Here is a 21,703-nt window from a genome sequence, read left to right on the forward strand (position 1 = left end):
AAATTTTTCATTTTTAGCCCGCCTTTATCATCGCAAGTGCCCTCATCCATCCACTGTAATCCTTTTCAATACTGTCTAAATTACCCTCAGGAGCAAATTCCTTCTCACATTCCCAACTTCTTTGTAATTCATCTAAAGAATTAACCAGTCCACAACCTATTGCTGCAAGCATTGCTGCTCCTTGAGCGGTTGTTTCTATATCAGCTGGTTTCTGCACTGTTAAATCACATTGGGAAGCCAAGTACTGTAAAAACCAATGATTTGCAGCCATACCCCCATCCACACGTAACAAAGAAACATCCAACTGACTATCCTCACGCATACAATTGAGTATGTCGCGGGTTTGGTAGCACACACTTTCAAGAGCCGCACGAGCAAAATGAGCTTTATTGCTTGTCCTGCTTAAACCTACGATTGCAGCTCCCGGCGTTGAAATCCAGTGGGGAGCACCAAGACCAGTAAAAGAGGGAACTAAATATACCCCTTCATTGCAATTTAAGCTCTTAGCAAGGGTTTCTGTTTCCTCTGCTGTTTCTATGAGTTTCATTTCATCTCTTAACCACTTGACCGTAGTTCCTGCGTGATAAAGACTTCCTTCTAAACCATAAACTGTTTCTTCCTTCATACGGTAAGCAATGGTGGTCAATAGCTTATGCGAGGACATTACTGACCTTTTACCAGTATTCATCAATAAAAAGCCTCCTGTACCAAAAGTAGCTTTAACCGAACCATCATTAAAACAGCGTTGGCCAATTAAAGCTGCTTGCTGATCACCAGCTACTCCAGTAATGGGAATACCAGCACCTAGATAGCTTTTGCTGATAATCCCAAAATGAGCATCACTAGCACATACTTCAGGTAGTATTGAAATTGGAATATTAAACAACGATAACAGCTCATCGTCCCATTGTTGTTCACCGATGTTAAACAATAAAGTCCGCGAAGCATTGGTTATGTCGGTCAGATGAGCTTCACCATTGGTGAATCGCCAAATTAGAAAACTATCGATAGTACCAAAGGCAAGCTGATCTTTGGCAGCCAGTGTGCGTGCATCTGGTATTGTTTCCAAAAGCCAACGTAATTTACTTGCAGAAAAATAGGGATCAGGCAACAGGCCTGTTTTTTTCTGTAATAAGTCACTGTATTGAGACAGCGATTTACAAAAATCTTCTGTACGCCTGTCCTGCCATACAATGGCTCTAGCCAAGCATTTTCCTGTTTGCTTATCCCAAATGACTGTTGTTTCTCGTTGATTGGTAAGGCCACAGGCAAGAATTTTTTCTGCTCCTACATGATTGACTACATCCTGCATTGCCTTTAACGTTTTTTGCCAGATTTCCTCACAATCATGCTCTACCCAACCAGGCTTAGGATAGAATTGTGTGAGTGAGTATTGGCTAGTTTCTATTAACTTACCGAAGGAATCATACAACATTGCCCTGGTACTACTCGTCCCCTGATCAATAGCAAGAAGATAATTCATGCGTAATTCCTTGATTATAATTTAAATTATCAAATCTAGATTTAGCTATGAGTATATGCTCCAATCAACCTCATTTGAAAACATTTAAATTACTAGTTACTTTATAATTAATTCCAGATTGTTAATTATAAATCCTTCACCTATGCTCAAAAATAACAATCTGGAAATTACAATTTTTTCTAATCTTATACGCTTTTTGCGGAGACGAAAACATGGAACAGGTTTTTGATGTTGCAGTAATAGGCGGCGGAATTAATGGCTGCGGTGCCGCTGCGGATGCAGCGCTACGTGGTTTATCAGTTATTCTTTTTGAACAAGAAGACCTTGCATCTAAAACTTCTTCCAGCAGCAGTAAATTGATTCATGGAGGTTTACGCTATCTTGAATATTATGATTTTGGATTGGTCAAAAAAGCCCTGAATGAACGTCAACGTTTGCTCACATTAGCTCCGCATCTCATACGACCCATGCCTTTCGTGCTCCCTTATGAACAAAATATGCGCCCCACCTGGTTATTGCGCACTGGGTTATTTATTTATGATAATTTGAGTCGGAAAAATCAATTACCACACAGTAAATTTGTTCAACGCAAACAGCAGTCACCTTATTTTTCTCCTCTTAAAGAACAATATGATAAAGGTTTTTTATTCTACGACTGTACAACAGATGATTCACGACTCACGATAACCAATGCCCTACAGGCCAAGGAGCATGGTGCCTCTATCTACAATTACACCAAGCTTATTCATGTAAACGTTATCGAAGGAATATGGCATTTAACGGTTAAAGCAATTTCAGGCAAAGAAACTCTCTTTAAAGCCAAAACCGTGATTAATGCAACAGGCCCATGGGTTGAATCGAGTAATGAGCTACTGCAGATCCCCACTCAATTCAAAATGTCTTTGGTGAAGGGAAGTCACTTGGTTGTGCATAAACTTTACGAGGGAAAACATGCTTACCTTCTGCAGCATGAAGATAAACGAATTGTCTTCATTGTACCTTATCAAGGCCATACCATGATTGGTACGACTGATGTCGCATTCAAAGGCTCACTAGATGACGTTAATATCTCCAATGAAGAAGTCAATTATTTATGTGCTTTAGTCAATAATTATCTTCAATGCAAAATACAGCGAGAAGATATTATTGATACTTGGAGTGGCGTAAGACCTCTACTAGCAGCCTCAGGTGAGCTTAAAACCCTGAGTCGTGATTACGAACATTTTTACAGCACAACGCCGGCACCAGCCGTAACTATCTATGGCGGAAAAATAACAACCTATCGGCAACTTGCCCTAGAAACTGTGGATGAATTAAAAGCTATTTTCCCCTATCTTAAAGAATCAGACACAGAAAACATCCCTCTTCCTGGTGCAAGCCTTCACAACATGTCTTATAAAGAATATCTATCCTACGCAAGAGAAAAATATTTCTGGCTAGCCAATGAAATCAAAGAGCGTTATCTCGCTAGCTATGGCACACGCACAGAACTCCTACTAGACAGCTGCAAAAATATGACTGATCTAGGGTATGATTTTGGTAACGGCCTTTATCAAGCTGAAGTAGACTATTTATGTCGCGAAGAATGGGCGTGTAGCTGTGAAGACATATTGTGGCGTCGCACAAAACTTGGCTTAAATTTTTCTCCTGAAAACATTGAGACGCTGAATGAATATCTTCTTCATCGAAGTCAATGACTTCGATGAAGATTAAGATTTATCCTATTTAAGACTAGTGTCTTTTCGTTCGGAGTATTCTTCCTCTTTGAATTCTTCTCTAATTTTGTCCTTGAAAAATTTTGTCACATTTGTAAAAGACTCTGCTTTATGAGAGGCAGAACGCCACGGATGTCGTTCAATTCGCAAAGCACTAGCAATAGAGTAATCCCCCTTCTTATAATTCAAAAACTCAGAGGGAGAAATATCAGGCTTTTCCTTAAAATGCTCAAGTGCCTGCTCTAAAGCATCTCGAATATTTTTGGCTTTCTTGCCTCCGCCAAATTTTCCTTCCACTCTACCAATTTCTTGTTGTATTGCAGCAGTTAATTGTTGTATCTGTAAGTTTTCTTTTGGACTAGAGTTTAGCTCTTCGTTGGCTACGGCTCCTTGCCCTGCTAATTTTGATAGCGCCTCTCGTGATATTTCGAACGCAATAGTGAGGCCACGTCCTTTGACTGATATACCAACATAATCGTTGCCTTCCACATATTCATATTTTATGTCTATTGGCCTCCAGCGCAATGCACTCTGCAAATTATTCCACAATTCATCAGAATAATTATTACTAAGTTTAGCAATTTCCTTTAACACACTTGGAATTGGATTATTTAAATTATCTTCGAGCCATTGTATGTCTGAGGGTAACTTTTGTTTACTTCCAGTCGATGTTTTTTCTTCAGCCGATGTTGTTTCATTAGTCTGCGTTTCTGTCGCCTTTTTTTCAGAATCTTTACCCATTTTATTTATATTATTCAATTGGTTAATAAATCCATTTAGCTCATTTTGGTTTACTTTAAAACTGATAGGAGACATCCCGCGTAATTCACTGAATCTGACTTCAACATTGTCCCTATCCATAGCAAACACTTCGACCTTAAACGTATACTGTAAGTCTTTTTTAAAACGAAGGAGTTTTTCTTCTTCTTTTGTGTTTTTTTGAAAAAATTCAAATGCCCCGCTCCTATTGGTATCGAGCAACACTTGCAGAGTAGCACTTAATTTTTCATCCTTGTTAACCTTAGACAACCCCTTATAAAGCGATGTTACATCAGATAACCAATCCCCACTCTGATTTGCTCTCACTGTTATTGGGAAGCCACTCGGGTCAACATCACAAAGACGCCCCTTTGCATCAACAGCATGCCTACTATGCAAATAATTGTCTCCCTCTTTATAAGTGACAGCAAAGATAAAATAACCTTCTTGTTTTAGTGATGTAGGTCTAACAATAAAATGTCCTTTGTTTTCCTTAAGAAATGATATTTCGGGGGTTGCGCCATTTTCTCCATATTGCGTTTTATCCGCATAAAAAGGCGATTGCGAAAGATTCTTTTCATATTCAGCCAATCGGCTTTTTTCAGCCTCTTGCTGTTTCTTTTCATTAGTCTGAAAAAATTCTTTCAAGTCGCTTTGCTTAATTTTAAAATTAACAGGAGACATTCCTTGCAAATTACTTAATCTAACTTCAAAATTCTCCTTGTCCATAGCAAACACTTCAACCCTAGGTGAATCTCGTAAGGCATTAGCTAAACCCGGAAGCTTTTTTTGTGAGTTTTGTTGCAAAAAAAGAGCTAAAGAAGCCTTATCACCCTGCAAAGTTTTTCCAAGCCTATTACTTATTTCTCCATCCCTTAGAGGATAATCGGACTCGATTTTATAAAGTTTTTCTACATTGGATAGCCAATTTTCCCCTTCATCAATTTTTGCTGGAGTTAATGTTTTACCGTCCGTATCAACAAAATAAAGCTTTCCCTCTTCATCAACAGCTTGTCTAACATGACAATAGTTACCAGTCTTATCTTTATAAGTTACAGCAAAGATAAAAAAACCTTCTATTTTTAAGGATGTGGGTCTAACAATAAAATGCCCACCTTTTTCCTTAAGAAATGTTTCAGGTGCATTTTCTTTTTCGCCATATTGCTTCTGGTCCGCATAAAAGGGTGATTGCGAGAAATTATTTTCATACTCAACCAATCGGTTTTTTTCTCCATGAGCCTCTTGCTTTTTAACTCTACTCGTTAACTCCTGATGTAGTAGGGATCGTTGGGCTGTACCCAGAGCATAATCTTGCGCTTTATGAAACACCTCTTCTGTATCAATAACTCCATAATTAAGTCGAATATTTTTACTTGAAAAAATAGATTGAACATGTGGTTCTTTCAATACGTCTATCATTTCCGTGTAACTGTGGTACCCTTCCTTAATATATTCAGAAATAAATAAATTGACTATTCTATTGACTTTATATTCTAAATTTTTATCATTCTTGTGTTGCTCAATATATTGTCTTAGCAAAGCAGCTAAGGTAAAAGCAGTGCCTGACATGGAAGCCACAAAAGGAACTTTAGGGTTTGTGTTTGAATACCCTTCGCTAACACTTTCATCAATTCGTGTCTTATCTATTTGTTTCAAAGGTGTCAAATTATCAGCAAAATTTGGAGAACTGGGCTTCATAATACCTGGATTTTGCGTAGACACTCTTTCGGAGAAGCTCCGATCTCTATCTTTTCGACCATATTTAGTTGATTTATTTTTTAAATCCATTTCAATATCATCTTTAAGCTCGCAAACATCCAATATCAACGTTTGAGCATCTTTAAAGTTTTTTATATTTGTCTTAGTTTTATATTTATTAAAGGAATTAAACGCCTCTGCCAATTCTTGGAACATGGTGTAATCTGTTTGTTTACTATTTTGTTCATCAAGTGCCTTAAAATACAGTGATTCATAAAAGCGCCTACTCTCATTATCATCGGGGTTATCTTTAAGTTTTGATTGGGCCAGAGTTACAATATCTGCTAAATCTTCGTCTATCTCGGCTGCCTTATATAAAGCGATAATATTTTTGATAGCACCATCATAATCCTGCTCAAGATATTGCCGCTGTATTTCTTTAATCGATTTAGATGAACTTTCTGTTTTTGGTAATTTAATTTCAAGAAGATGTGTTGCGAGTAAGATAAAATCAGAAGTATCTAGTGTAGCCTCTTTAAGTGCGTAAATTAGACTTGATGACTTTGTTTCTTCCAGTTTTTTGCGCCCCATGACAGCCTACCAAATATAAATTCACTATGAGTAAATTTATAGCACATCTGCATTAAGGAAAAATTAACCTTTCAGGCACTATGTTTTTATTTATTCCGTTTAATTTGAATGGAGAAAGCAAACACGATAAGGCACACTGCATTAGGGAATCACTGTCACGCTCAATGAGTTCAGTCTTGGCTTGGGATAGTCACTGATAAAGCCCCAGTTCCAAGCCACAAGAAATTCTTGCAGTTTTCCTCAGAACTGTGGCTTTGCCATAATTAATTACGCCATTTACGGTTGCGATAAATTTCAAATATGAAACTCTTCTTGGATAATGCAGCTTTTATTGAAACCTAAATTTCACCTTTATCAATTTTTTCTCGAATTTCGCTAACATCTGCGTTAATTGCTTGCTGTACTAAATCCTTAAGTACCGATTCAGGCATGCTGCCTGCTTCGGAATAAATTGCTATTCCTTCTTTAAAAACCATAAGATGAGGGATAGAGCGTATTTGAAAAATATCGGCAAGTTCTGCTTCTTTTTCAATGTTTACCTTGGCGAACTTAATTGTTGGGTTTTGCTCAGCCACTTGCTCATAAACTCTGGAGAATTGTTTGCAAGGCGCGCACCACTCGGCCCAGAAATCAATGAAGACAAGCTTATTATTTTCAATAAACTCCTCAAAATGCTTTGCTTCAAGTTCATGGAGTGACATGAGTTTTCTCCTGATTTATGCAAGCTAAAATCTTGGTAAAAATATTATCCACTGAATCGACACCCTGGATGCGATGAAATTTTGGTGCTTCAGAATTTTTAGTTTTAGCCCATTCTTGGTAATACTTAATTAAAGGTTCAGTTTGCTGGTGATACACTGCCAAACGTTGCTTGATTGTTTCTTCCTTATCATCATCTCGCTGCACTAAAGGTTCACCTGTAATGTCATCAAGATTATCTTTTTTTGGGGGGTGTGCTTTTTTATGATAGACGCGACCTGAAGGTAGATGAACAAGACGTCCACTTATACGACTGATAATTTCATCGTCAGGAACAGCAATTTCAATAACATGATCAAGCTTAATATGTGCATTTTTTAAAGCGTCAGCTTGTGGGAGTGTTCTCGGGAAACCATCGAATAAAAATCCATTATCACAATCAGCTTGCTGTAATCGTTCTTTTACAAGACCAATAATGATTTCATCAGAAACCAATTCACCAGCATCCATGACCTTCTTTGCACTTTTTCCTAATTCAGTTCCGGCAGCAATTGCTGAGCGAAGCATATCACCTGTAGAGATTTGGGGGATTTTAAAATAATTAATTAACTTTAGCGCCTGAGTTCCTTTACCTGCACCTGGACCACCCAATAGCATTAAACGCATCAATAAGCTCCTACTTAAAATAACCTATTATCCTACCTTTTCATGACCGCTATGTCATTAATTCTTTCAAATCTCCCTATATCGAGTCTCAATAATTCCATTTATTAGAATCTGAACCACGAGCGACTCGGTAATCCACGACATTGATTTAATTGAGCCTGGAAGATTTGTGATCTTGCTTTAACTTTCCGAGAAACCTGTATTAACCATGGCTTTCTTGAATAAGTTCTCCGCTGATACCCACCTATACCCTCGTGGTAAGCAAGATACAGACGATAAGCATCAGTACGAGGGATCCCGGCTATACGATTTGCTTGATTAGCATACCAGCCAACAAAATCAACGGCATCCGAAAAATCATCTCGAGAAGCCCACATACCCCCGCCACCAGAAGAACGTTTATAAAGTGCCCAAGTAGAACGAAGAGCTTGAGTGTAGCCATAAGCTGTAGAGGGTCTTTTCCAGGGAATAATCCACAACAACTTGGTTCGTGGAGGTTTTGCCGACCCATTAAATTTTGATTCTTGATGAATAATTGCCATTTGTACCGCTACAGGCACCTTCCATCGACGTTCAACATCACGGGCATCGCGATACCATTTAGGATATTGATGGAAAATATTACAAAGGTTATTAACATCACGTGGGGGGCGAGTGGCACAAGAAATAAGAAATAAGGAACACAAAACCACAGCAAATAATTTTAACTTCATTTTTATTATTCTATCGATTTTTTATGAGCATATTAGTAACAAAAATGCTGCTAAATTTAAACATTTTTTATAGGAAATGCTCTATATTTCGAATGCTTAAGGTTAATTCATTCACAAATTAATCAGGCTATGCTAGTTTTGTACTGAAATGAATAAACTCCCATACAAATCGCATGAGCACTTTAGTATTTGATATAGAAACTATTCCAGATATTGAAACTGGACGAAAAATACATGACTTACATAATCTCTCCGATGCTGATACAGTTTCAGCCCTTTGTGCGTTGCGACGTGCAAAGGTTGGTAATGATTTCCTGCCCCATTATCTACAAAAAATTGTCGCTATTTCGTTAGTGCTTAGCCAGGGCTCCCAACTTAAGGTTTGGTCCTTAGGGGATGAGCAATCCGATGAGAAAGACTTAATCCAACGCTTTTTCTCAGGTATTGAAAAATATACACCAACCCTCGTTAGCTGGAATGGTTGCGGTTTTGATTTACCAGTACTTCATTACCGAGCTCTTTTTCATGGTGTTTCTGCGCCTACTTATTGGGAGAACGGAGAGAATCAGCAGCACTTTCGCTGGAATAATTATTTAAATCGCTTTCACTACCGCCATCTTGATTTGATGGATGTTCTTGCTGCCTATCAAAATAAAGCATTTGCTCCTTTAGATGAAATTGCCTCTATGCTTGGTTTCCCAGGGAAAATGGGTATGAGCGGTGCCAAAGTATGGGAAGAATATAGCCAAGGCAATCTAAAAAAAATTCGCGATTATTGTGAAACAGACGTGCTTAATACTTATTGCGTGTATTTACGATTTGAATTAATGCGCGGAGCATTAACTCAAGACGAATATACCAATTACATTGAAAATTTACGCACCTACTTGCAAACCCAACCCGAAAAAAATCATTTGCAAGAATTTTTGCAACGCATGAATTAAATTTCTTTTCTTAGCCTTGCTCTTCTCGATGATGAGATAATTTTATTTTTGGCCGATAATTCGCTAAACGACTAATGAGTACATAGAAAATTGGTGTAAATACCAAGCCAAAAAAAGTCACCCCAATCATACCACTAAACACAGCCACGCCAAGGGCGCGACGCATTTCAGCCCCTGCTCCTGAAGCTATTACGAGGGGGTAAACACCCAAAATAAAAGCAAACGATGTCATTAAAATGGGGCGAAGTCGCAATTTGGCAGCCTGAATAGCGGCTTTCCAACGATTTGCACCAGCATTTTCTAATTGTCTTGCGAATTCAACGATCAAAATAGCATTTTTTGAAGCCAAACCAATGAGCACAATAAAACCAAGTTGGGTCATCACATTATTCTCCATGCCCAAAATTTTGATGCCAATCAATGAAGAAAATAGACACATCGGCACAATTAAAATAATGGCAATAGGTAAAACCCAACTTTCATATTGAGCTGATAATAGGAGGAATACAAAGACAACACCTAGTATAAAGGCGATAGTGGCAGTATTCCCTACCATTTTTTGCTGGTAAGCCAATTCTGTCCATTCATAGCTAATACCATCGGGTAAAATCTGTGCGGCCAACTTCTCCATGGTTGCCAATGCTTCACCACTACTGTAGCCTGGCTTTACATCACCTAAGAGGTCAATCGCTGGATAAAGATTATACCGTGGCATTCGCGACGGCCCTATCGTATCTTTAAGAGTAGCAACTGAGCCGATAGGAACCATATCCCCTGAAGAGTTACGAACTTTTAAACGTAAAATATCATCAGCAGTTAGACGATGCAAAGCATCAGCCTGAGCCATCACACGAAATGTTCTACCTAGATAATTAAATTCATTAAGAAAAACAGAGCCTAAATAAACCTCCAAGGTCTCAATTACTCTTGAAATAGGGACGCCTAACCGCTCTGCCTTATCTCTTTCGAGAGCCAGATGAATTCTTGGGGTGCTGTTTTCAAAAAAGGTAAACACAGAGGTAGTTGCATCGGCTTGATTGGCTTTTTCTGCCAAATTTGCAACAGCTTCTGAGAGTACCTCTATCCCTCGCCCATCCCTGTCCTGAACCATCATTTTAAAGCCTCCTGCATTTCCGATTCCTCGAACTGGAGGAGGAGGAATGACCACAATCATCGCTTCTTTAATACTCCACATCTCCTGTCTTAATTTTGCCAGTAGATCATTATAAGAAATCCCTTGCTCTTTTCGTTTTTTAAATGAATCAAGTACAGGAAAAATAGCAGCCGCATTCGAGGAATTGGTAAAAGTGGCTCCCGCAAAACCTGTGAAACCTACCGCATTGCTGATTCCTGGAATAGCCAATATCTTACGCAAGGCTTTTTTAACAACCTTGTTTGTTCTGTCTAGGGAAGCTCCGGGGGGCAACTGTACTGAAATAATAAAATAGCCCTGATCTTGCTTAGGGATAAATCCTGTAGGTACGAACTTGAATAAGAAAAAAGTGCTTGCAATTAGAAGCAAATAAATCACTAACATTAATCCCGTTAAGCGCGTTAATTTAGCAACAAGTTTTCCATATTGAGTCGATACATAATCAAAGCCTCGATTAAACCCATTTAAGAAAGATTTAAGCGGATGTCGTATAGAAAACATTGTCTCTTTCTCTTTTTTATGAGCCTTTAATAATATGGCAGCAAGCGAAGGACTCAATGTTAAAGAAATAAAGACCGAGATAACCGTGGCCACAGCGATAGTGCTACCAAATTGTTGATAGAACCGGCCTGATATACCTTCCAGAAATATCGTGGGAAGGAAAACAGCTACCAGTACCAAACCGATTGCAACAAGTGCCGACCCTACCTCAGTCATTGTCTTTTTAGCAGCATCACGAGAGTTCATGCCGGCTCGAATATTACGCTCCATGTTTTCAACGACAACAATCGCATCATCAACTACTATACCAATGGCTAATACTAATCCAAAAAGCGTTAGATAATTGAGCGAGAAACCTATTGCTTGCATCACTGCAAACGTTCCAATCAAAGAAACAGGGATAGCAATTATAGGAATAATGGCGGCTCGCCAAGATTGCAAAAAAATGAGAATAACTAAAACAACCAATAAAATTGCTTCATAGATTGTAGTGAATACTGCACCAATAGATTCTGCAATAAACTCCGTTGGATTGTAGGCAATTTTATATTGAATCCCTGGAGGGAATTCTTTGGAAATTTCTTTCATGGTGGCAAGAATTTCCTTGGCAGTTGCCAAAGCATTAGTACCAGGCCTTTGAAACACTGGCAGAGCAATTGCCGGAAAACTACCGAGATAACCTTGGGTAAAATAATCTTGCGCCCCTAACTCGACTCTTCCCACATCTTTTAGACGAACTATACGACCATTCGCTCCGGATTTGACAATAATATTTTCAAACTCTTGAGGATTTACGAGACGACCTTGAGTTTCAATGTGGTATTCAATTCCATACTGTTGTTTCTGGGGTTGGCTGTTTAAGGTACCGCTGGCAATCTGAACGTTTTGCGTACGCAATGCCTCAACAATATCCTCTGCTGCTAAATCGTAGGAATTAATTAGATCCGGATCAAGCCATATGCGCATTGCATACTCACTTGCACCAACCAATCGAACATTACCAACCCCCTCTATTCGTCTAATTTTATCTCTAATATTTAATACCGCATAATTTCCCAAATAGGTCTGATCATAGCGACCATCTGGTGAGAATAAGTTGATAACTAACATCAAATCAGGAGAGTTTTTAACAGTGGTTAATCCTATACGGCGCACTTCCTCGGGCAATCTAGGCTCAGCAATGGCCACGCGATTTTGAACTAGCACTTGAGCCAAATCTAAATCAGTTCCCAATTTAAACGTAATAGTTAAACGCATCTGACCATCATCAGTGGACTGTGAATCCATATACAACATGCCCTCTACCCCATTAACCTCTTGCTCAATTGGTGTTGCAACAGTTTCTGCTACAGTTTTGGCATTAGCGCCAGGATAGGAGGCTGTAACTTGAATGGTGGGAGGGACTACTTGAGGGTATTGCTCGATGGGTAGATTGAAATAGGAAAGCCCTCCAATGAGAACGATAATAATGGCAATTACCGAAGCAAATATGGGTCTTTCAATAAAAAAATGAGCTATCTTCATGACTTACTTCCTGTAAGTTATTCGTGTAATTGCACCTTGACCGGCTTAACTTCTTGTCCAGGAACATGAATACGCTGAATTCCGCTAACAACAATCTGCTCATCTCCTTTAAGGCCACTACGGATAATGTAATAACCGCTATCTCGTATAGGTCCTAGTTCCACATAGATACGGTATACTTTATTTTTACTGTCAACAGCATAAACAAATTTGCGTGTTTGCTCTGTATTAATAGCTGTATCGGGTAATAGGAATGCTTCATATTCACCACTTCCTACAAGCCTTGCTCTCCCAAATAAGCCAGGATAAATCAACCCATCTGGATTAGGGATTGTTGCCCTACCCAAAATCGTTCCTGTGCCTGCATCGACGACATTATCAAAAAAATTCATACTCCCACGATGGGTGTATTCTTTTTCATCTTGTAATTTAATGATAATAGAGTTAGTACTGCTCTCTGGCTCAGGGCGTTTTCCTGATTTATCTAAACGAATATATTTTAATAAATCACTTTGGCTCGCTTCAAAATAAAAATAAATTGGATCTAAGGAAACCACCTTAGTTAAGATTGTCTCATTTTTGCTGATTAGATTACCCACACTTACATAATAGCGACTGATTTTACCGCTAATAGGTGATCTGACTTGTGTGAACTCAAGGTTCAATTTCGCTTCATCAAGTCTTGTGTCTGCAACCTGCATTTCCTGAAAACGCTGATCAATTGTCTCAGCCGAAATAAAACTTTCTTTTTTGAGTTGAAGAGCTCTTTCATATTGCTTTTTTGCAAGCTCAAATTGAGCTTTTGCTCTTGTTAATGCATATTCAAAAGGTCGTGGATCAATAATAAATAAAATGTCTCCCGCTTTTACTATTTGGCCATCTTTAAATTTAATAGCATCCAAATAGCCCGTAACACGCGCACGAATATCAACTTCCTCAATCGCTTGGAAACGACCAGTATATTCATCCCATTCAATAACTTTCTTTTTTAAAGGATAAGCCACATCAACTTCAGCTGTAGGAAATTGAGGGGCTGAAGATGGGCGTTCGCAAGAGGTTAGAATGTAACTTAGGAAGAAAATTATTATAATGTTTAATGTCAACCGCATCCCTTCACTCCCAAGATAGAGTCTAAAGTAACTATCAACGAATTCTAGACATTTAAATAATTGCCGACACTTTTTTCCTCTGTTTCCGATTTAATCTTAAACCCTGTTAATTAGAGGTTATCTTTTAATGGAAACGCCTGATTATGAGGAATTATTTTTTTAAGTAAAATGGCATCTTCTTCACCACTCTCATCTTTATAATACCCTTTTTTAACAATATCTTCTCGAAAGCCAAACTTTTCATACAGTTTAAGAGCGGCACTATTGCTTGGACGAACTTCTAGAATCACGGTATTAGAATTCGAATTTGCTAGCGAATTTAATACTGCCTCTAGTAATTTTTGCCCATATCCTTTCCGCTGTTCAGGAATAGCAATGCATAGATTAAGGATATGGCAAACATTAAAATTCTTACGACAAATGATGTAGCCAGCTATTTGTTTGACAGATGTCCTTATGATCTCTAATACCTGACAGTCGTAACCAACCGATACACAATCACTTAGAATTTCTCGACTCCAAGGCGCGCGATGTGCAGATTGTTCTATTGCATAGACTTGATCTATGTCGCCTTGCTTCATGGGACGTATTTCAAATGCCATGTTCGCGCTCCTGACAGTACTTTAAAAACAAACGGCCATTCTAGAATAGTATGGCCGTTTATTTGAAAAAAGAGGAGGTTACTTAAAAAAATTTACCTTTATTTATCTTTCTTCTTTTTGGGTAAATATAAGTCAGTAATAGTTCCTTCAAAAGCTTCAGATGCTAATGCAATAGACTCAGATAGTGTTGGATGAGGATGGATAGTTAAAGCAATATCCTCTACATCGCAACCCATTTCAATGGCTAGAGAAGTTTCAGCAATTAAATCACCCGCATTAACACCAACGATTCCAGCCCCAAGGATACGATCAGTTTCTGGGCAAAATAAAAGTTTTGTCATTCCTTCTTCACGTCCCATACTTAGAGCACGGCCACTGGCAACCCAAGGGAAAGCTCCTTTTTCATATGCGATGCCTTTTTCTTTAGCATCTTTTTCAGTCAGCCCAGTCCAGGCAATCTCAGGATCAGTATACGCAACACTAGCAATACACTTAGGATCAAAATAGTGTTTCATCCCCGCTATCACCTCAGCAGCAACACGCCCCTCAGGTATCGCTTTATGGGCAAGCATTGGCTGCCCTACGACATCTCCAATAGCAAAAATGTGTGGAACATTCGTGCGCATTTGCTTGTCAACCTTGATGAAGCCTCGTTCATCAACATTAACACCTGCTTTATCCGCATCAATGCTACCGCCATTGGGCTTTCTCCCCACGGATACCAAGACTTGCTGAAAGCATAGAGGTTTATCCGTAGCATGTTGACCTTCCATAGAAACATAAATACCGTCTTTTTTGGCCTCTACTGCGGTAACTTTTGTTTTCAGGAGGAACTTGACTCCCTTCTTCGTCATTCTCTTTTGTAGAACATTGACTAAATCGGCATCAGCTCCAGGAATTAATTGATCCATGAATTCAACTACTGTCACCTCAACTCCCATTGCGGCATAAACAGTAGCCATTTCTAAACCAATAATCCCACCACCCAACACTAATAAACTGCCTTTAATGTCTGCTAGCTCTAAAGCCCCTGTTGAACTGAAAATACGAGGATCTTCAGGAATAAAAGGTAACTTAATGGATTCACTGCCGACCGCAATAATCGCATTTTCGAAATCTACTGTTGTTGTACCTTCTTTTCCTTGGACTGTGACTTGATGAGTACCTGAGAATTTAGCGACTCCAGTAATCACTTCCACTTTTCGTTGTTTAGAGAGAGCCTTTAATCCACCTGTTAATTTGCTGACAACGGAGTTTTTCCAGGCTACTAACTTTTTACTATCAAGTTTAGGCTTGCCAAAAGAAACACCTTGCTCGGCCATTTCATGTGCTTCATCCACAACTTTTGCAATATGAAGCAATGCTTTAGAAGGAATACAGCCTACGTTTAAACATACGCCACCTAAAGTATCAAAGCGCTCAATAAGAACTACTTTTTTACCTAAATCTGCTGCTCGAAATGCTGCAGTATAACCTCCAGGACCACTACCTAGTACCACTACTTCTGCTTTAATTCCAGCCATCTCACGCCTCATTAATTACCATTAACTATTATGACCAATTATTTAACAAAATCATCATCCCACACGCCTTAATAAAAATAAACCTCCTGTTATTACTAGGAATGTTCCATGCCTCTATGTGATGACAAATTTTATTAACTCAACACTCTTATCCCCACAGCATCATTTTCAAGTTATAAAAAATAACCTTTAATGAGATGCTTTTGTCGGGCTTAGCATACCCTTTGTGAGCAACCAAACTACAATAAAATCCGACGAATATCCCCAAGAGAATCAGCAATGAATCGGGAAAAACGTGCAGCCTCAGCCCCATCAATAACACGATGATCGTAAGACAATGACAAAGGCAACATTAATCTTGGTTTGAACTCACCATTCTCATAGACCGGCTTTATACTAGAGCGCGAAAGCCCTAGAATAGCCACTTCGGGACTATTCACGATAGGGGTAAATGCTGTTCCACCGATGCCACCTAAGCTGGAGATAGTAAAGCAACCACCACTCATATCCGCAGGCATCAAGCCTTTATCACGCGCTTTTGTGCTTAATTTCGCCATTTCAAGAGCAATCTCACCGACTGATAGCTGATCAACATTTCGTATTACCGGTACTACTAAACCGTTCGGTGTCTCAACAGCAATGCCAATATGGCAATATTGTTTATAAATTAAATTTTCACCCTTAGCATCAAGAGATGCGTTAAATTGCGGGTAAACTGCCAACGCTTTGCTAACCACTTTAGTGACAAAGGCAAGCATCGTTAATTTATAGCCAGCTTGTTTAGCATTTTCAGTCTCTGACTTTCTAAATGCTTCTAATTGGGTAATGTCTGCTTCATCAAACTGTGTCACATGAGGAATAGTAATCCAGGAGCGATGAACATTGATACCTGTTAAACGCTTAATTTTATTGAGAGGTTTAACTTCAATTTCACCAAATTTACTAAAATCAATCTCAGGTAGGGTTGGAAGTGCAAAACCACCAGCTGTCGGTTTTTCACTTAGTCTTGTTTTTACGTAAAGTTGGAGATCTTCTTTGGTAATTCTTAATTTTCGTCCGCTGCCCTTTACTTCAGCCAAATTAATACCAAATTCTCGTGCCATACGGCGTACGGCAGGGCCTGCCGGAATATTAGTACCCACCGTACTCTCAGGGAGAGAATGAGTAGATACGACTTTTGGACTTTCCTGTTCCTTGACTGCCACTGGCACTTCAGCTTCGACAGGTGCTGTAGCGCGTTGCTCCATTACACTCTCGCTGGATGGTTGTTCTGCATTAAGAACAAGGATAAGAGAACCTTGTGATACTTTATCCCCAATTTTTACAGAAACTTCCTCAACTACCCCAGCAGCTGGTGATGGAATATCCATAGTAGCTTTATCACCCTCTAAAGTGATGAGGGATTGATCCTTTGCAATGGATTGTCCGCTACTTACCATAATTTCAATAACATCCACATCTGTTGCACCACCAATATCAGGGACACGAACTTCTATACGCGCAGTAGTGGTCGGTGTAGAAACACTTTTAGGTGCTGCAGTTTCAGTTCCTGGTTGCAAAGCTTCCTTTTTTTCAACTGAAGGCGCACTTTCTGTAGATGGTTTTGTAGCTTGGGATTCTTCAGTAACCAAAGTTAATATTACATCCCCTTCTGACACCTTATCACCAACTTTAATTTGCAAAGCCTTTACTTTACCTGATTGTGGTGAAGGAATTTCCATACTTGCTTTATCAGATTCCAGAGTAATCAGTGGTGTATCTTTATTTATTTCGTCCCCAGCATTAACTAGTATTTCAATAACATCAACATCTGTTGCACCACCAATATCAGGGACTTTTATTTGAATCTCATCTGCCATATTTATCCTCAGCAAACACTGGCTTCCCTGCAATTAAGGATTGCAGAGTTACCTATTAAACGGTAATTAGGGTCTGTTTACATTTCTACTATCTTGGTCAAAATGGTTTGATTTCTGTGTTCCGATGCTCATATTCCATATATGCTGCGCTTCGGTACTCGAAAATCAAGCCATTTTGACTCAAGCTAGCGACATGTACATAGACCCTAGTGAGTTACTGGATCAGGTTTCTCACTATCAATGCCATAACGTTTCATCGCATCAACCACTGTTGACTTAGGTAATATACCTTGTTGTGCTAATGCATCTAATGCTGCGACAGCAATGAATTTAGCGTCTACCTCAAAGAAATGACGTAGACGTTGACGGGTATCACTGCGTCCATAACCATCAGTACCTAAGGTAATAAATGGTGCAGAAACAAAAGGTCTAATTTGCTCTGCATATAAACGCATATAATCTGTTGCAGCAATCACAGGTCCTTGGCGGCCTGCTAATTGCTCACTGACATAACTCTGTTTGAGTTTGCCTTCCGGATGCATGCGGTTATAACGCTCAACAGCAAGTCCCTCTCGCCTTAATTCGTTAAAGCTTGTTACGCTCCATATGTCAGCGGTTACTCCAAAGTCATCTTGAAGCATTTTTGCGGCAGTAATAACTTCACGCAGAATAGTACCGCTTCCCATCAACTGAACATGTTTTTTGCCCTGCTTTTTGGTTTCTTGCAGCAAATACATTCCCTTTATAATTCCTTCTTCAACTCCAGGAGGCATATCAGGATGAGTATAGTTTTCGTTCATAACAGTAATGTAGTAAAAAACATTCTCCTGTTTCTCATACATACGGTACAAACCATTCTGGATAATAACGGCCAGCTCATAAGCATAGGTAGGATCATAAGCGACACAATTTGGGATTGTTGATGCCATGAGATGGCTATGGCCATCCTGATGTTGCAAGCCTTCCCCTGCCAAGGTAGTTCTGCCTGCAGTCCCCCCCAATAAGAATCCTCGAGCTTGCATATCTCCTGCAGCCCACGCTAAATCACCAATGCGTTGGAAACCAAACATAGAGTAATAAATATAGAATGGAATCATTGCTAATTTATTAGAACTATAGGAAGTAGCTGCTGCTATCCAGGAACAAAACGCGCCTGCTTCATTAATCCCTTCTTCAAGGATTTGTCCATCCTTGGCTTCACGGTAATACATTACCTGCTCATGATCTACGGGAGTGTAGAGTTGCCCCACAGGAGAATAAATACCAATTTGTCGGAATAAGCCTTCCATCCCAAAAGTGCGGCACTCGTCAGGAACAATAGGTACAATTCTCTTACCTAATTCCTTATCCTTAAGTAGAACAGACAAAATACGCACAAACGCCATTGTAGTGGAGATTTCACGATCACCGGAACTTTGTGTAACTGCTGAAAAAGCTGATAATTCAGGGGTTTTTAAAGGTTCAAAAGTACTACTGCGAGCAGGTAGATATCCACCTAGGGCTTCTCGTTGCTTGCGCAAATACTGAATTTCAGGACTATTATCATCCGGACGATAGAAAGGAATTTCTGTAATTTTATCATCGCTAACAGGAATGCTAAAGCGATCTCTAAAAGCACGTAGCTGCTCAATAGTCATTTTCTTTTGCTGATGAGTTATATTTTGCCCCTCACCCGCAGCCCCCATTCCATAACCTTTAATGGTTTTAGCCAAGATAACTGTGGGACTACCACGATGCTCTATGGCTTGTGCATAAGCAGCATAGACTTTTTGTGAATCATGGCCACCGCGATTTAAACGCCAGATTTCATCATCTGACATATTCTCTACCATTTTCTTCAATTCAGGGTACTGACCAAAAAAATGCTCGCGAACGTAGGCACCATCATTAGCTTTATAAGCTTGATAATCACCATCAACACATTCTTCCATCCGCTTTTGCATAATTCCTTTATCGTCCCGAGCAAATAAAGGATCCCAACGCCCCCCCCAAATCACCTTAATTACATTCCATCCAGCACCACGGAACAGACCTTCAAGCTCTTGTATAATTTTGCCATTACCACGCACAGGCCCATCAAGTCGTTGTAAATTACAATTCACAACAAAAATAAGATTATCTAATTTCTCACGAGCAGCAATTGATAAAGCGCCTACAGATTCTGGCTCATCCATTTCGCCATCACCAAGGAATGCCCATACTTTACGACCTTCAGCCTTAATTAAGCCGCGATTCTCAAGGTATTTAAGGAATCGTGCTTGATAAATGGCTTGTAACGGCCCTAATCCCATCGATACTGTTGGAAACTGCCAGAAATCGCCCATCAACCAAGGATGAGGATAAGAGGAGAGGCCATTGACTTCTACTTCTTGTCTGAATTTATTTAATTGTTGCTCAGATAGTCGCCCTTCAAGAAAAGCTCGTGCATAAATTCCAGGGGATGAATGCCCCTGAATATAAATCAAGTCCCCGCCATTTTCTCCTTTCGAACCTTTAAAAAAATAGTTGAAACCCACTTCGTACAAGGTGGACGATGACGCGTAAGAAGCAATATGCCCTCCCAATTCTGGAGCATATTTTCCAGCACGTAAGACCATCGCCACAGCGTTCCAACGAATCAATGCGCCAATTCGTTTTCCCATACCTTCATCTGGGGGCATCAATTTCTCTTCGTGAGTTTTGATGGTATTTCGGTAAGGAGTTTTAATTGACGTTTTAAGCTTCACCCCCTCGGTATTAGCTTTATTAATGAGCTCTTGTAAAAGAAATGCGGCACGTTCGCTTCCATCAGTGGAAAGTACTGCTTGCAAGGCATCCAGCCATTCACGTGTTTCAATTGGGTCTAAATCGTTACTATTTTCGTATAACATGGATGATCCTCATTAATCTCAAGCTTTAGGGACAAACTGGTCGCAAATCTTTATAAACCATTCCACTACAGGCTTGCATGCAAACCTGATAATCAGCGCGACAATCACAAGTAGTTTTGCGGCATTGTAGTGGATCACGGAAGGAATTCAACTGAAGCGTAAGAAAATCACCTTTTACACACACTTCATGTTTATAGTGTTTATAGTTTGTTACTGTCGTTTTTGTCGAAAATTGACAGCAGCGAGGACAGTTATTACGACAGGTTTGCTTACAAGCCGTAGCTCTATTTTCACATGATAATTGACAAGCTGCTATCTTACTCTTTTCCTGAGTAGACATTATGTGGGTGCAAGAAACAAGGAAAGCACAACATAATAACAGAGTACCGACAATAAGTTTTATCATAGTTAACTCGTCAATTCATAATCACTTGTTGATGGTGGTGGGTAATTTTAGCCCTTTTATCCACCGCAATGCCACACTGTTATTCCCAATGCAGTTCGTACTAAGAATGACATTTGGGCGTTATCTTTAATTATAACCAGGACACCAATGTAAACAGTGCCAGAAAAACTAAATATACTATTAAAGCATGTACTACCAAACTTTCGGCATAGGGCATAGGTACAGGTTCACTTTCATTAGTGCGTGCAGCAAGTAATCCACCTTGGCTTAATACGGTATCATTTTTATCCGGAGGCGAAAAAAGCATTTGCACAAAAAAATGAATTCCTCTTTGAAAATTTCCCACCAATAAATACAAAAGCACGGTTAATCTTGCAGGAATCCAATCCAGAACATTGGTAATAATTTGAGCAAGATTCGCAGTTGCTAATTGCTTCTGACATAAGGAAATCAATCGGTAAAGAAGAACCCCGATTGGGCCTATGACTATGTACCAGAAAATCACCGCAAACAATTCGCCGTTAACTTTTGCAAAATAATTGCCAACGACCGCCTCACTTTCTTGGTCCTCCCCTTCTTCTCGAATGGGATAAAACGAATTTTGCGGCCCCAAACAATAATAGAAAATAATTAAATGCAGTAATAATCCAATAAAGCCAAATACAAGGTGGCTAAAAATGTAGAGAATTAGCCAGCAAATCAGTACTGGTGGCAGAACTACTGCGCATAAAATTAAAATCTGACTCAACAATGAGGTCTCACTCATAGATAATTTTTGGCTAATAGCAGCAAAATAAGCTGGAAACCAATAAAACCGACGATGTGATATTGCATGAACGAGGTAACGCTCACTCAATAGACAAAGGACAATAACCAATAATTTCATTT

The 21,703-nt window shown here is 39.3% G+C and carries 15 protein-coding genes; 2 read left to right on the top strand and 13 right to left on the bottom strand.

The features are described from left to right. Positions 1-13: 13 nt before the first annotated feature. Positions 14-1,483, bottom strand: a complete 1,470-nt coding sequence (gene glpK, locus Lbru_RS13205) for a glycerol kinase GlpK (protein WP_058442593.1) — start codon at positions 1,481-1,483, stop codon at positions 14-16. Between the two features lie 212 nt (positions 1,484-1,695). On the opposite strand from glpK, the gene glpD reads away from it, so the two are divergent. Then, a complete protein-coding gene (glpD, locus tag Lbru_RS13210) occupies positions 1,696-3,180 on the top strand; it encodes a glycerol-3-phosphate dehydrogenase (RefSeq protein WP_058442594.1) in 1,485 nt (494 codons plus the stop codon). Between the two features lie 24 nt (positions 3,181-3,204). Here the strand turns inward: glpD and Lbru_RS13215 are convergent, their stop codons facing one another. The 4 genes from Lbru_RS13215 to Lbru_RS13230 all read right to left on the bottom strand — a co-directional run bounded on the left by Lbru_RS13215 (position 3,205) and on the right by Lbru_RS13230 (position 8,324). Then, positions 3,205-6,246, bottom strand: coding sequence for a hypothetical protein (locus Lbru_RS13215; RefSeq protein ID WP_058442595.1), 3,042 nt, complete (start codon positions 6,244-6,246; stop codon positions 3,205-3,207). Positions 6,247-6,584: 338 nt separating this feature from the next. Beyond that, positions 6,585-6,947, bottom strand: coding sequence for a thioredoxin family protein (locus Lbru_RS13220; protein WP_058442596.1), 363 nt, complete (start codon positions 6,945-6,947; stop codon positions 6,585-6,587). Further along, on the bottom strand, positions 6,934-7,611 hold the full coding sequence (gene adk / locus Lbru_RS13225) for an adenylate kinase (protein WP_058442597.1): 678 nt from the start codon (positions 7,609-7,611) through the stop codon (positions 6,934-6,936). The genes Lbru_RS13220 and adk overlap by 14 nt, the downstream gene beginning before the upstream one ends. A 104-nt stretch (positions 7,612-7,715) precedes the next feature. Continuing rightward, entirely contained in the window at positions 7,716-8,324 is a 609-nt protein-coding gene (locus Lbru_RS13230; protein WP_058442598.1) for a transglycosylase SLT domain-containing protein, read from the bottom strand. 173 nt (positions 8,325-8,497) lie between these two features. Here Lbru_RS13230 and Lbru_RS13235 point away from each other — a divergent pair, with 173 nt between their 5' ends. Further along, on the top strand, positions 8,498-9,268 hold the full coding sequence (locus Lbru_RS13235) for a 3'-5' exonuclease (protein ID WP_058442599.1): 771 nt from the start codon (positions 8,498-8,500) through the stop codon (positions 9,266-9,268). 10 nt (positions 9,269-9,278) lie between these two features. Here the strand turns inward: Lbru_RS13235 and Lbru_RS13240 are convergent, their stop codons facing one another. The 8 genes from Lbru_RS13240 to ampE form a co-directional block, all read right to left on the bottom strand. Then, positions 9,279-12,446, bottom strand: coding sequence for an efflux RND transporter permease subunit (locus tag Lbru_RS13240; protein WP_058442600.1), 3,168 nt, complete (start codon positions 12,444-12,446; stop codon positions 9,279-9,281). A 17-nt stretch (positions 12,447-12,463) separates the two neighbouring features. Next, positions 12,464-13,555, bottom strand: coding sequence for an efflux RND transporter periplasmic adaptor subunit (locus Lbru_RS13245; RefSeq protein WP_058442601.1), 1,092 nt, complete (start codon positions 13,553-13,555; stop codon positions 12,464-12,466). Positions 13,556-13,665: 110 nt separating this feature from the next. After that, positions 13,666-14,157, bottom strand: coding sequence for a ribosomal protein S18-alanine N-acetyltransferase (rimI, locus tag Lbru_RS13250; protein ID WP_058442602.1), 492 nt, complete (start codon positions 14,155-14,157; stop codon positions 13,666-13,668). Positions 14,158-14,255: 98 nt separating this feature from the next. After that, on the bottom strand, positions 14,256-15,680 hold the full coding sequence (lpdA, locus tag Lbru_RS13255; protein ID WP_058442603.1) for a dihydrolipoyl dehydrogenase: 1,425 nt from the start codon (positions 15,678-15,680) through the stop codon (positions 14,256-14,258). A gap of 239 nt (positions 15,681-15,919) precedes the next feature. Then, on the bottom strand, positions 15,920-17,539 hold the full coding sequence (gene aceF / locus Lbru_RS13260; protein WP_058442604.1) for a dihydrolipoyllysine-residue acetyltransferase: 1,620 nt from the start codon (positions 17,537-17,539) through the stop codon (positions 15,920-15,922). Positions 17,540-17,745: 206 nt separating this feature from the next. Continuing rightward, complete coding sequence (gene aceE, locus Lbru_RS13265; RefSeq protein ID WP_058442605.1) at positions 17,746-20,409, bottom strand: pyruvate dehydrogenase (acetyl-transferring), homodimeric type; 2,664 nt, start codon at positions 20,407-20,409, stop codon at positions 17,746-17,748. A gap of 25 nt (positions 20,410-20,434) precedes the next feature. Beyond that, positions 20,435-20,815 carry an acyltransferase gene (locus Lbru_RS17265; protein WP_131793466.1) on the bottom strand — a complete coding sequence of 127 codons (381 nt, stop codon included), beginning with the start codon at positions 20,813-20,815 and terminating at the stop codon, positions 20,435-20,437. A 130-nt stretch (positions 20,816-20,945) separates the two neighbouring features. Further along, positions 20,946-21,701, bottom strand: coding sequence for a regulatory signaling modulator protein AmpE (ampE, locus tag Lbru_RS13270; RefSeq protein WP_058442606.1), 756 nt, complete (start codon positions 21,699-21,701; stop codon positions 20,946-20,948). Positions 21,702-21,703: the final 2 nt, after the last annotated feature.

Origin of the sequence: Legionella brunensis (assembly GCF_001467025.1) — a bacterium.
In the GTDB taxonomy this organism is placed as follows: Bacteria; Pseudomonadota; Gammaproteobacteria; order Legionellales; family Legionellaceae; genus Tatlockia; species Tatlockia brunensis.

What these genes read in the sequence shown, in the direction of transcription:
- Lbru_RS17265 (WP_131793466.1), bottom strand. Translation starts at nt 20,815, where the DNA reads ATGATAAAACTTATTGTCGGTACTCTGTTATTATGTTGTGCTTTCCTT.
- Lbru_RS13245 (WP_058442601.1), bottom strand. Translation starts at nt 13,555, where the DNA reads ATGCGGTTGACATTAAACATTATAATAATTTTCTTCCTAAGTTACATT.
- Lbru_RS13220 (WP_058442596.1), bottom strand. Translation starts at nt 6,947, where the DNA reads ATGTCACTCCATGAACTTGAAGCAAAGCATTTTGAGGAGTTTATTGAA.
- Lbru_RS13235 (WP_058442599.1), top strand. Translation starts at nt 8,498, where the DNA reads ATGAGCACTTTAGTATTTGATATAGAAACTATTCCAGATATTGAAACT.
- Lbru_RS13215 (WP_058442595.1), bottom strand. Translation starts at nt 6,246, where the DNA reads ATGGGGCGCAAAAAACTGGAAGAAACAAAGTCATCAAGTCTAATTTAC.
- glpD (WP_058442594.1), top strand. Translation starts at nt 1,696, where the DNA reads ATGGAACAGGTTTTTGATGTTGCAGTAATAGGCGGCGGAATTAATGGC.
- adk (WP_058442597.1), bottom strand. Translation starts at nt 7,611, where the DNA reads ATGCGTTTAATGCTATTGGGTGGTCCAGGTGCAGGTAAAGGAACTCAG.
- ampE (WP_058442606.1), bottom strand. Translation starts at nt 21,701, where the DNA reads ATGAAATTATTGGTTATTGTCCTTTGTCTATTGAGTGAGCGTTACCTC.
- lpdA (WP_058442603.1), bottom strand. Translation starts at nt 15,680, where the DNA reads ATGGCTGGAATTAAAGCAGAAGTAGTGGTACTAGGTAGTGGTCCTGGA.
- aceF (WP_058442604.1), bottom strand. Translation starts at nt 17,539, where the DNA reads ATGGCAGATGAGATTCAAATAAAAGTCCCTGATATTGGTGGTGCAACA.
- glpK (WP_058442593.1), bottom strand. Translation starts at nt 1,483, where the DNA reads ATGAATTATCTTCTTGCTATTGATCAGGGGACGAGTAGTACCAGGGCA.
- Lbru_RS13230 (WP_058442598.1), bottom strand. Translation starts at nt 8,324, where the DNA reads ATGAAGTTAAAATTATTTGCTGTGGTTTTGTGTTCCTTATTTCTTATT.
- aceE (WP_058442605.1), bottom strand. Translation starts at nt 20,409, where the DNA reads ATGTTATACGAAAATAGTAACGATTTAGACCCAATTGAAACACGTGAA.
- Lbru_RS13240 (WP_058442600.1), bottom strand. Translation starts at nt 12,446, where the DNA reads ATGAAGATAGCTCATTTTTTTATTGAAAGACCCATATTTGCTTCGGTA.
- rimI (WP_058442602.1), bottom strand. Translation starts at nt 14,157, where the DNA reads ATGGCATTTGAAATACGTCCCATGAAGCAAGGCGACATAGATCAAGTC.